This is a genomic window from Streptomyces sp. NPDC002588 (assembly GCF_040295925.1).
Taxonomy (GTDB): domain Bacteria; phylum Actinomycetota; class Actinomycetes; order Streptomycetales; family Streptomycetaceae; genus Streptomyces.
Map to the genome: position 1 here is coordinate 12815 of NZ_JBEOWF010000068.1, position 11907 is coordinate 24721.

Sequence of the window (11907 nt, forward strand, 5' to 3'; positions counted from 1 at the left end):
CGCTGTCGCGCCGAGCGATTCCCGGCCTGCGGTCGGGGCGATACCGGCAGAAGCACCGGTTCGGTGGCATCCAGGAAACCACGCACTTCATCACGCAATCGCACACCAGGACCTGTCGGAGGCGGGAGGGCGGCGCAGGCGGACGTGTTCACGCCTCCTCGGCATGAACAGCAGGGCCCGCTCCACATCCACCCCGGCAAGCTCCACTTGCACTCCAGGGATGTCCCGGTGGGCGGGCCGCGGTGCAAGGAGTGCGGTGAGGGCCCGGCGCAGGCCGTCTTCGCCGTCGTCGGGATGAATCCGGTCCAGCTCCAAGGGCCTGGGGCCCGGGATCCCGGCCGAGGACGCGCCGCACGTCCCACAGCTCTCCGGCGCGGCGGGCCCGTACCAGCGCGACCGGGTCGACCGGGTCGACCACGGTGCAGCGGAAGGTGACCCGGACGGGGAAGTCCAACGTCCTGCCCGATGTCGTCAGGAACCAGCGGAAGGTCACTTCCACACCGGGACGGACGTCGACCACGGTCACCGCGGTGACCTGTCCGGAGTCGGCCGCCGCCCCGGTCCCGTACTCCCCGCCGCTCTCGTGCACGAGGATCTGGCCGGTCCCGGCGATCAGCGGACTGCGCCGCTCACGCCACGCGCTCCACCCCCGGCGCGGACGCAGTTCACGGTGCCGGACGATTGGGTGACGGTCCCTCATGAGGCAGTGCCCCCCTACCGAGGTGTGGGTCAGTACTGCAGTGCCGTGGCCACGTCCCGCCCGATGCGTTCGACGGCCGCCAGGTCGAGGCCGTAGTGCACATAGCGGCCGTTGCGTTCCACGCGGACCAGCCCCAGGTCGCGCAGGGTGCGCAGATGGCGGGAGACCTGCGGGCGGGTCATCGAAAGCCGGTCCGCCAGGTCGGCGGTGGTCATGGCCTGGCGGGCGATGAGCCGGCACAGCCGCACCCGGTGCGGGTCGGTGAGCGCCAGCATGCGGCTGCGGGCCAGGGTGACGCCGATCTCCGGGGCGTCGACGGGGTAGTGCACGATGGGCGGCAGCCCCGGCTCGTCCTTGACGAGCAGGTGCGGGGCGCCGTACCGGGTGGGGATCAGCAGCAGCGGCGTACGGGCCGCGCTGACCACTACGTGGTGCACCTTGTCGAGGACGACTCGCTCGGGGTTGCCCAGGCGGACGCTCGACGGGCTGAGCGAGAGCAGGGCCGCCATGGGCCCCTCGTCCGCGAACCGCTGCCGCATCCGGTGCGCGGCTCGCGACAGGACGGGCTCCGTCACGGCCCACAGCTCGTCGAAGAAGACACCGCGGCACAGGTCGAGAAAGCCGATGACGTCCACGCGCAGCGCCTCCGGGTCGCGCAGCAGATCCTCGGCGAGGGCCGAGTGCGGCTCCGGCAGCGCGGACGCGGCCTGCCGCAGCACCCGCGCCTGCGCCGGGTCGTGCAGCACCCGGTCGAAGTCGAAGCCGCGGTAGTGATAGCCGCTGGCGCAGGTGTACGCGGTGAATTCGGCGAACCGGTCCGCCGGCAATGCGGTCAGGGGCGTCTCCAGGCCCGGATAGAACCCTCGCCAGCGCAGTGCCTTCCACAGCGGCGCGAACCTTCGCAGCCCGGCGCGGAATTCGGGCGGGGCGGCGCTCGTGGTCCGCTCGGCCCAGGAGGCGTGCTCGGTGTGGTGAGCGTACTGCGTCAGCACGTGCAGGCTCGCGGCCAGCTCCGCGAGCGGGGACACGGCGACCGTGAAGCGGTCGGGGCCGGCCCCTTCCAGGACGATCACGACCGACATGAGCGGGAGTGTACGGGCTCACACCGACACCCCCTCGAACTCGGCCCGCGCGGCCGTCAACACCCCTGGTTCCGTGAGCAGTCGGACGACCACTTCGGCCAGCCCGGTCGACGCGACCTGCGTGCGGTCGTGGGCCAGGGGGGTGGCCGCGGCCTCGCGCATCGCATCGGAGTGGGCGGGCGTACCGGCGTCGGCGATCTGGACGTACGGATGGATGACCGGCATCAGCTGCGAGAGGTTGCCGATGTCGGAAGAGCCGGCGGGGCTGTCGGGGGCATACGGCCCGATGTCCGCGCCGAGCGTCCGCACCGCGTCCCCGAACAGCTCGGCGAGCACGGCGTTGTTGCGCCGCTCCGCGTACAGCGGCCCGGTCTCGGACACCTCCACCTCAGTCTGCGTGGCGAGCGCCGCCCCCGCCGCCGCGGCCCGCACCCGCTCCACCAGCGCCTTCGCCGATACGGCCGTACGGTCCCGTACGTACAGGTCCACGGCGGCCCGCGCGGGCACCACGTTCGGTGCCTGCCCGCCGTCCGAGACGATCCCGTGCAGCCGGGCGGTCGGCGGCACGAACTGCCGCATCACGTCCAAGGCGTTGAGGAACAGCTGGGCGGCGGCCAGCGCGCTGCGCCCCTGCCACGGCGACACCGAGGCGTGCGCGCTGACCCCGGTGAACGCGACCCGCAGGTGCGCCGCCGCGAGCCCGGGCCGACCGGTCAGCCAGCGGTCCCCCGGATGGAACATCACCGCCGCGTCCACCCCGTCGAAGACGCCCGCCTCGGCCAGCCGCACCTTGCCCGCGCCGCCCATCTCCTCGCCGGGTGTACCGATCACGGCGACGGTTCCCGGGTGCGCGGGCAGGGCACGTACGACGGCGATCGCGGCCGCCGCCGCTCCGGCCGCGATCAGGTTGTGGCCGCAGCCGTGACCGACGCCGGGCAGCGCGTCGTACTCCGCGAGGACGGCGACGCACGGACCGGGATCAGGCCCGTGGTGCAGCGCCACGAAGGCGGTGTCGAGCCCACCCGCGCCCGACGTGACCGTGAACCCCGACTCCACGAGCCAGCCGGTCAGCACCTGCTGGGCGTGGAACTCGGCGAACTTCAACTCCGGCCGCGCGTGAATGGCCAGGCTGGCGGCGTCCATGCGGGGACGCAGGGCGGTGAGTTCGCCGCAGAGCGTCTCCAGGAAGGTCGATGGCATGCGGAACTCCCTTCGTACGAGGCGCGATAGGGCGCGATGTCGGAGTATGACGAGACTGCGGCCGTCCGGGCCCGGACGGCCACGGATTACCGCGGACCAGGCAACCCTCGTCATGGGGACCGGAGTTGCGGGTACGGGCGGCTCGCAGTCCGCACTTCTGATCTGGCGTATCGAAGTACGTAGCCTTACGGATCGGCTGTCTGACGCGGCTGGCTGCTGGGCCCCACGCACCCGGACGCGCCGGCCGCCCGGTCACGGCTGGCGTCCTGACTGGAGTGGGAGAGGGACCTGCCCGGCTCGATCGCGCTCAGCGAGGCTCTGGTGGCCGATCACCTGGAGGTGTCCGGGCCGGACCACCCTGCCACCCTGGCCGCGCGCGCCAATCTGGCCCGGCACCGCCACGGCGCCCGGGACCTGCCAGGAGCCATCGCCGACAGACAAGCCCTCGTCGCGGAACATGACCCGGGTACTGGGTCCCGACCACGACGACACCCACACTCAGCGGCGGAACCTCGCCGACAGCCTGAGGAAGAACGGCGACACCGCGGAGGCGGCCCGGCTGCTGACCGCGCTGCTCGCCGAGGAGGAGGCCCTCTTCGGTGACCTGGACCTCAGCACCAGACTCTGCCGGCAGACATCGGCAAGGGCGCTGGAGCGCACCTGCGACAACGGTCACACGCCCCCCGGGTGCAGGGGATCCGAAGCCCAGCTCGCCTCAATGGACGTGCGTAGCTTCAAGGTTCGTATCCCCCGCTTTCGCCAGCGAATCCGCTGCCGACGCCGGTCGCGGCTGCTCTGCGCGGGGCTGTCCAGGGAACCAAGGGGAACGCTGGGGGAACGGAAGGTCCGAGAAGGATCGAGAAGGACCCAGTTGCGTAGATCCGAGGTTGACGGTTGGTAGTGATTCTGCCCTGCAAGGCTGTGAACTGGCCTTTTGTCGCTCGCTGTCGATTCACCTCGGCCTGTTCGGAATGACGTGGTGGCCATTTGGCGGCCAAGCGTGCAGCCATTGTGCGGACCGGCTCCTGCTCAGCCGCGCAACTGGAGGCATAAAGGGGAACGGCTGTTGTGCCAACCCGATGATCGCGCGTTCCAACTGCCTCCCGTTTGGGCGGTTGCCGGGCACTGGCGGACTGTCGTCCTGTGCTGCAGAAGTACCGATCCCCCTCGCCCTGGAACTGGTGCGGGCCATGCTCCGTGGGCCGCGCGATGACCGCGAGAGTGATGGTGGATGGGGTCGCGGCCGGTGTGGAAGTGGCCTACCTGCAACGCAGCGCCATCGGCCGTCCGCTCTACGAGTCGGTTCGCCTGGTGGAGACCTGGACCTCGTTCACCTGACCGTCCACCACGGGGGCGGAACGCCACAGGAACGCGGGAAGCAGGGCGAAGAGGATGCCGGCCAGGCCGAGGAGGCTGATGGAGCAGCCGGCGCCCACCCGGTCCGCGGCCAGGCCGGCCAGGAACGCTCCCACGCCCTGCGCCGTCGCGTTCATCGATCCGGCGATTCCCATGCCGCGGCCGCGCTGGTCGCCGGGGAGCAGGTCGACGAAGGAGGACGCCGCGACCACAGTCAGCACGGCCCACATGGCTCCGCTGAAGCCGAAGGCCAGGATGATCAGAAGGGGGTCGCTCGCCGTGAAGACCAGCAGCAACGGTACGCACGGCGCCAGGCAGGCCACCGGGAAGATCCGCGCGTACCGGTCCGCGGTCACGTACCTGGCGAAGACCGCCAGCGCAACCACGGAGAACAGACCCTCCGAAGCCATGAACAGCCCGGCCCAGCCGCCGCTGAGCCCCAGCTCGAACACCAGTGGCGCGGCGAGCGCCTTGGGCGCGGTGAGGAACACACCGGTGACGGTGGACAGCAGGATCGCGCGCGGGGCCGGCGACCGCCAGATGAACCCGAACGTCGAGGCCGAGCTGCCGGCGGCCGAGGCGGTCGCCACGGGCGGGCGCGATCTCACGAACAACCGCACCACCAGCGCCGCCGCCCCGAAGGTGAGCCCGTCGACGACCAGACACGTGGCCGGATTGAACGCCGTGGCGATGAAACCGCCGGCGCAGAACCCGACGAGCTGCCCGCCTTGGGACAGCGACTGCCGCACGGCCATGCCGGCGCCGTACCGCTCGTGTGGCAGGACGTCGCGCAGGAGAGCCAGGCGCGCTGCGGTGTAGGGCCCGCTCAGGAACGATGACGCGGAGACCAGGCAACACAACGCGCCGAACGGGACACCGGGAACAGCCATCGCCAGGACGATCGCCGCCCGCACCGCGTCGATCGTGACGGAGACCTCGCGCCGCGGCCTCCGGTCGGCCAGCGGGGAGAGCAGAAATCCTCCGGCGACGGTGGGGAGGTAGGTCAGCGCGTACGTCAGTCCGCTGAGCCCTGCCGACCGGGTCCGCTCGAAGACCAGCAGCGCGAGCGCCACCCGCGACAGTTGGTCGCCGACCACCGACAGTGCCTCGGCCGCGGCGATCGCGCGAAAGTCTCTATTGCATAGAAGCGACATGGTTTCGAACGGTTCCACAACGAAGTGGAAATCTACTTCCGGCCGCCCGGCATGTATTCACTAACGGCAAATTTTTATCCAGTCGGAGGGAAGTCGCGACCTGTTCAATAGAACTCGGTTCGGGCGGACGCCAGGCTTTCTAGCAGTTCTGACGCTCTTGCCCCGGCCGCTCTGCGTCTTCGATCACGGGGGGAGGTGAATGATGATGAAGCTCGCTGACTGGTGACGGCGTTATCCGTGCGGCCGAGGTTGTTCTCTGACCGGACGTCTCTGCAGGCAGCCTCGGCCGACCGCGGGTGATCGAAAGAGCGAAAGGAATTCCTTGTTCAGTAAACGGAATGCGATCGGTGCCGCCGTCGTCGCCACGATGGCGGCCGGCGCATCGCTGGTTCCTGGCACGCCCGCCCAGGCGACGCCGCCAGGACCCGGAGTGGTCGGCACGATCGTCGCCCAGAAGACGGTCGGCAACACCGACTACATCCTGCGCGAGATCACGATCCCGCCAGGTCAGGCCACCGGGTGGCATTACCACACCGGCACCCTCTACGGCTGGGTCAAGAAGGGCACGCTGAGCCACTTCGACGCGACGTGCAAGTCTGACGGGGTCTATCCGCGCGGCAGCCTCATCCAGGAGCCGAGCGGTGCGGATCAGGTGCACATAGGCATCAACCGCGGTTCCACCGCGGTGGTGCTGGAGGTCCTCTACATCCTGCCGACCGGCTCCCCGTTGTCGGTCGACGCAGAGAATCCCGGATGCGGATTCCAGTGATCGGCCGCCTCGCATGAGCTGATCCGGGCACGATGAAAGGGACGCGCGCCGGTTCGGCAGCGCCGGACTGGCGCGCGTCCGTCACGACGGTTCAGTGAGCCCTTCTCGGTAATGTCTCGTGACGGTACTCGGGCGAGCCGGGTGATGCTGTTGGGGTCAAGGCTGACCCGGCTGCTCGGTGGGGAGTTCGCTGCCTTGCGGCTTTTTGACCGGGTGGCGGATGCCGTCGCGGAACTGGAGCCGGCGGCCCTGTCGCAGCTCACCGCGGTCGTCGGGATGCGGTCGTGCCCTCGTTCTGGAAGGCCGTCTGGGACCACTGGAACGAGCAGACCCCGGAGACCGAGGCGGGCGCCCGTCAGGCGCTCACCCGCTGGCAGTACCTGAACGGCGTCACCGACGAAACTCTGGTCGATCCCGGTACCTGGCATCGCGATTACGCGCTGCTGTCCCGCCCCGGCAACGACCTCGTCCAGCTCAAGCTGATGTAGCCGGTGGCCGCTGAGCTCACCAGTCCCGGTTGCGCCGCGGCCTCGGCCGCCGGAGCGGCAGCGAGGCTGATGCCGGCGAGTGCGACGACGGTGACTGCGGCCAGCGGTGCTTTCAGCGAGCTGATCGTTCTCATGACGATGTTCTCCGCATGCTGAGGTCGGATGTGAAGTTGCGGTGGGCGCTTCGGCGTGGCGACTCGTGCCCCGGCCAACGCGATGGCCCGCCCGATTCGATCGCCTTTCAGGGCGAACTCCTCGTTTCCCCTGAAAGAGGGTCTGTCGTGGAACGTTCTGCTCAACGGGACGAGGTGAGGTGCGTCCGCATGTGAAGCCGCCAGAGCCGACTTCTCCAACGAAGGCGAACCGACCGGTCACGTCGGAGCAGGCGCGGACTCACGGCCGCCGGGTGGCCGGCGGGATGTTCTGGTTGACGTGGAACAGGTTCTCGGGGTCGTAGCGCTCCTTGATCCGGGTCAGCCGGTCGTAGTTGCCGAGATAGGACGCGCGGATCCGGTCCTGACCCTCGTCCCCGAGGAAGTTGACGTAGGCGCCGCCCGCCGAGGTGGGGTGGAGTTCCTCCCAGTACCGCTGGGCCCAGTCGGTGATCAGGCCGGCGTTGGCCGGGTCGGGGTCGACGCCGACGATGACACCGGCCCAGCCGCCCCTGCGGTAGGCGAAGGCGGTCGCGTCCTCCGGGATCCGCGCCGCCGCCCCGTCGATCGGGTACAGGTGCATGGTGGAGTGCCCCGTGGGGAGTTTCTCGCCGTACTTGAGGTGCACGTCGATGGCGTCGTCGGAGATCTCGTGGAAGACGTCCGCCCGCCAGTACCACTGCAGGCCTGCCGGATACAGGCCGTCGAAGGCACTCTGCAGAACGGGGAACGGCATCTCCTGCAGCCCGACCAGCAGCGGCGAGCCGAACTCGCGGACCGGGGCCAGCACCGCTTCGGCCTTGTCATGCGGGCCCGTGTAGCACCAGACGATCGCGCAGGACTTGCGGCCCCACAGCTCCTCCGGGAAGGGCGGCGCCGGGGGGATGGTGATGAGTCCCAGCCAGCCGCTGAGCTCTTCGGGGAGGGCCGGGACGAGCTCTCGGTACCACCGCATCACGGCTGCGGTGTCCGCCAGGTCGTACAGCACGGGCCCGCCGATGACGATGCCGTCCTCGCCGATCTCGTGGCAGGCGAAGGTGAAGGCGGTGACCACCCCGAAGTTGCCGCCGCCGCCGCGCAGGGCCCAGAACAGGTCGACGTGCTCCTGTGCGCTCGCGGTGACGGTGGTCCCGTCCGCGAGCACGACCTCCGCCGACAGCAGGTTGTCGACGGTGAGGCCGAAGCGGCGCGTCAGATAGCCGACGCCGCCGCCGAGCGTGAGTCCTCCGACCCCGGTCGAGGCCAGGAACCCCGACGGGGTGGCCATCCCCGCCTCCGCGGTCGCGCCGTCGACGTCCGACCACAGACAGCCGCCCTGGGCGGTCACCTTGCGCGCTTCGGCGTCGACTGTGACGGTCCGCATCGCGGAGAGGTCGATGACCAGGGCGTCGTCCCAGACGCCGAGTCCGGCGGCGTTGTGGCCGCCGCCGCGCACGGCCAGGTCGATCCCGTGCTCACGGGCGAAGTCGACGCAGCGGACGACGTCCGCGGTGTCGGCACACCGCGCGATCGCCCCCGGCCTGCGGTCGATCATCGCGTTGTAGACGGCGCGCGCGCTGTCGTAGCCGGCCTCGCCCGGCCTGATGAGCTCGCCCCGAAGCGAGTGGGCCAGCGCTTCGTAGGAGTGGCGGGTGCTGGGTTCTTGCATGGCTTTCCCCCCATTACGGTGCTCGGTTCGCTGCTGGGCGTCCTCGCGGGGCGCCCGCAGGATCCGACGCTACGCACCGCGCGTTCGCGATCCGTTCGCGCCGAACGCGGCCACGGGAACGCGGCGGGATGCTTCGCGAACGGTGCGGTCGGCGAGATCGCGGCGGCACCTCGACTCCAGGACCCGGCTCTGCTGACGGGCGGCGATGTCGGCGGCGCGTTCGAGTATGGACACGGCGTCCGGGCCCGGTTCGAGGCGGGCTCGCAGGCGCAGCACCTCCGGCAGCCACCACAGGTCGTCGCGCTGCTCGGCTCCGATCCGGGCCGCGTCGAGGACGGCGCGGGCCGCTTCGAAGTGTTTGTCGGCGATGAGCACCTCGGCGAGCAGTGACGACCAGTACGGCATCCGGGTGTGGGCACCCTGGGACCTCAACCGTCCGATTCCCTCGCGAATCCGACCGGCACCCTGCTCGCCGCCCACCGTCCAGCCGCTGACGATCAGAGCCCATTCGCTGTAGTAGGCGAAGCCGTGGCGCCGACACAGGCCGCTCAACTCCGCGACGACCTCGCCGGCGGCGGCCCGGTCGCCGCTGATCTGGTGCGTGACCGCCGCGTAGGCGAGGGCGACGGCGACGCTGTACGGGTGGTCGGCCGCCCGGGCCCGGGCGATCGCGTCGGCACACCGTTCGGCGGCCTGGTCGCTCTCGCCCAGCAGCCAGCAGGCATGGGCGGCGAACGCCTGGGCGTGGACGTCGGGTCGGGAGCCGACGACCAGGGACACCGTCCCCGGGGAGAGTTCGAGGGCCAGGTCGAAATGTGGGATCGCACTCGCCGGTCGGCCGAGGCTGGTCGCCCCGCCGGCGAATGCGAAGTGCGCCTGCCCTGCCAGTTCCCGGTCCGCTTCGGCGAGACTCAGGGCCCTGGTCGCCACCTTGTGGCCGAGCGCGATGCGGCCCTGGACGAAGCAGACCGACCACAGCCCGACCAGCCCGGCCAGCAACTGTGCGGGTTTGTTGAGGCGTTCGGCCAGTGAGACCGACTTTTCCAGAGCCTTCTGCACTTCACGGGACGAATAGCCCTGCGAAGCGGTGAGTGGTGCGGACATCGCCTGCAGCACCTCCAGCTCGCGGACGTCGCGCTCGCGCCCGGAGAGCCGGGCCACCAGGACCAGGCAGCGCCGGTAGAGCCGGACCGCCTCGGCGTGGGCGAACGTTCCGGCGGCCACCTCGGCGGCCCGTGCGAAGTAATGCAGGGCGCGGTCCGGGCGGCCGCCCCGGTCGTACTGCTCGGCGAGCATGGCCGCGACCTCGTCGAGGCCCCCGGAGTAGAGGAGTTCGACGCCCTGCGCCAGTCGCCGGTGCAGCAGCCAGCGCCGGGCGGGGCTGACCGACGCGTAGGCCGCGTCCCGGAGCAGGTCGTGGGAGAAGTCGTAGCCGGTGCGCTGCACCCGCAGGATCCGATGCCGCCAGAGTTCGTCGACCGCCCGCACCAGAGTGTCGCAGTCGAGGTCGCTGGCCTCGCTGAGCAGGTCGAGGCTGAAGTCCCGGCCGAGCGCGGCGGCGAGGCCCGCCACTTCCCGGGCCGCCGGTGACGGCAGTTCGAGCCGCCGTCTCAGGACCGCCGTCAGGTCCGCTCCCGGTTCGGAGGCGTCCGGGGCGCCCACGCCGGGCAGACTGCGGGACGCCTCGACGACGAACAACGGGAACCCGCCCGTGGCCGCGTACAGGAGCCTGCGCTGTGCCGGGGCCAGTGGTCGGCCCAGCACCGATTCGGCGAGCTCCGCGGTCTGGTCCCGTTCCAGCGGACTCAGCGCGACCTCGGTGACGGATCCCGCCGATCTGAGGGCCTTGAGCGTGGCGGAGACGTCCTGGTTGTCCGCCAGTTCGTCCGTGCGGACCGTGGCCGCGACCAGGACGGGCGAGCCGTCCGCGAATCCGAGCAGGAACGCCAGCCAGGCCATGGTCTCCTGATCGCACCACTGGAGGTCGTCGAGGACGAGGAGGGTCGGGCGCGCGGCGCCGAGCACGGCGCGTGCCAGTCCCTCGAAGAACCGGTGCCGCTGCCAGGCGTCGGCCATCGCGCGGAGCCCCTCGGCGGAGGGGGTGCGCCGAGCGCCGCTCGGCTGTCCGGCTGCCTCGTCCGGCGGGCGGGCTTCCCTGCGCGGTACCAGCCGTTCCACTTCGGTACGCCACACCGGGTCCAGTGTGCTGACGGCGGCCCGTACCGCCGGCCCACGCAGCCAGTCGGCGATCGGCGCGAGGGCGATCTGCCCCTGCAGACCGAAGCACCGCGCAGTCGCCACCACCGCGCCCTCGGCGGCGGCCATCGCAGCGACCTCGGCGACGAGCCTGCTCTTGCCGATCCCGGCCTCGCCCGACACGACGACAAGTCCGCTGCGGCCGTCGGCGGCCTGGCGCCAGCACCGCGTCAGGGCGGCGAACTCAGCCTCCCGTCCGACCAGGCTCAGGCCCGCGGACCCCAGGCGCGCGCGGGTCTCGACGGACTCCGACCGGTGCGAGGACGCCGGGAGCGGGGCCAGCAGCCGCGCGACCAGTGACTCGGTGTCAGGGCTCGGAGCCATGTCGAGCTCCTGCTCCAGCACCGAAGCACACCGGTGATACGTGCTCATCGCGGCGGCCCGGTCCCCGGCCTCCATCTGCAGTTCCATCAACCGGCGGTAGCCGGTCTCCTCGTGCGGCTCGAGCCGGATCCGGAACCGGGCGACCTCCACCGCCCGGAACAGGTCCCCGGCTTCGTGCCAGCCGGTGACGGCCAGGTCGCAGAGGTCGACGCATTCCCGCCGTAACCGCTCCCGCTCATCGATGACCCAGTCGTCGAAGGACCCGGGCGCGAGCTCACCGCGATATTCGCCGATCGCCGCGGCCGCATGCGCCAGAAACCCTGGTCGGTCCCCCGCCGCCCACGCCGCCATCGCCGCCGCCCGCTCGGTGCGGAACACCCGGACGTCCACACGGCACGACGGGCTGTCGCACCACGCCAGCGTCGCGATGCCGATCACCAGCGACGGGTCCGGGCCGAGGAGGAGCCTGAGGTGGTGGAGCTCGCGCCGGAGGTTGGTCCTCGCCTGCGCCTCCCCGGAATCAGGCCAGAAGACAGCCGCGAGATGCTGCCGGCTCTGCGCCATCCCCGTGCGAAGCACGAGGTAGCCCAGCAGTGCGACCGCTCGCGATGGTTGCGGCATGGCGTCGGAGTCCGTGCCGGAAATGATGCGTTGCTCGCCGAGAAGCCGTATCTCCTTCATGCGTGGACCTCCCCCCGGCCCGGCAGCCCGCTGCCGCCCGACCGCATGTCACGCGACGGAACCACAGGCGTCGTTCCGATACACCTCAAGGTAGTCG

Annotated in this window: 7 protein-coding genes; 2 read left to right on the forward strand and 5 right to left on the reverse strand. The window is 70.8% G+C overall.

Annotated features, from left to right (window positions below):
• Window positions 1-729 precede the first annotated feature (729 nt).
• The 3 genes from ABT057_RS45780 to ABT057_RS45790 form a co-directional block, all read right to left on the reverse strand.
• Window positions 730-1782 carry an ArsR/SmtB family transcription factor gene (locus tag ABT057_RS45780; protein WP_352350702.1) on the reverse strand — a complete coding sequence of 351 codons (1053 nt, stop codon included), beginning with the start codon at window positions 1780-1782 and terminating at the stop codon, window positions 730-732.
• Window positions 1783-1800: 18 nt separating this feature from the next.
• The gene (locus tag ABT057_RS45785) at window positions 1801-2982 is read right to left on the reverse strand and encodes an amidohydrolase (RefSeq protein ID WP_352350704.1); all 1182 of its coding nucleotides are present in this window, start codon (window positions 2980-2982) and stop codon (window positions 1801-1803) included.
• Window positions 2983-4274: 1292 nt separating this feature from the next.
• The gene (locus ABT057_RS45790) at window positions 4275-5492 is read right to left on the reverse strand and encodes an MFS transporter (protein WP_352350706.1); all 1218 of its coding nucleotides are present in this window, start codon (window positions 5490-5492) and stop codon (window positions 4275-4277) included.
• A 367-nt stretch (window positions 5493-5859) separates the two neighbouring features.
• Here ABT057_RS45790 and ABT057_RS45795 point away from each other — a divergent pair, with 367 nt between their 5' ends.
• Together ABT057_RS45795 and ABT057_RS45800 are read left to right on the forward strand one after the other, a co-directional pair.
• The gene (locus tag ABT057_RS45795; protein ID WP_352350708.1) at window positions 5860-6261 is read left to right on the forward strand and encodes a cupin domain-containing protein; all 402 of its coding nucleotides are present in this window, start codon (window positions 5860-5862) and stop codon (window positions 6259-6261) included.
• Window positions 6262-6545: 284 nt separating this feature from the next.
• A complete protein-coding gene (locus ABT057_RS45800; RefSeq protein WP_502974076.1) occupies window positions 6546-6749 on the forward strand; it encodes a hypothetical protein in 204 nt (67 codons plus the stop codon).
• Window positions 6750-7142: 393 nt separating this feature from the next.
• On the opposite strand, the gene ABT057_RS45805 is transcribed toward ABT057_RS45800, so the two are convergent.
• Together ABT057_RS45805 and ABT057_RS45810 are read right to left on the reverse strand one after the other, a co-directional pair.
• Entirely contained in the window at window positions 7143-8549 is a 1407-nt protein-coding gene (locus ABT057_RS45805) for an FAD-binding oxidoreductase (RefSeq protein WP_352350710.1), read from the reverse strand.
• A 69-nt stretch (window positions 8550-8618) separates the two neighbouring features.
• The gene (locus ABT057_RS45810; RefSeq protein ID WP_352350712.1) at window positions 8619-11810 is read right to left on the reverse strand and encodes an ATP-binding protein; all 3192 of its coding nucleotides are present in this window, start codon (window positions 11808-11810) and stop codon (window positions 8619-8621) included.
• Window positions 11811-11907 lie beyond the last annotated feature (97 nt).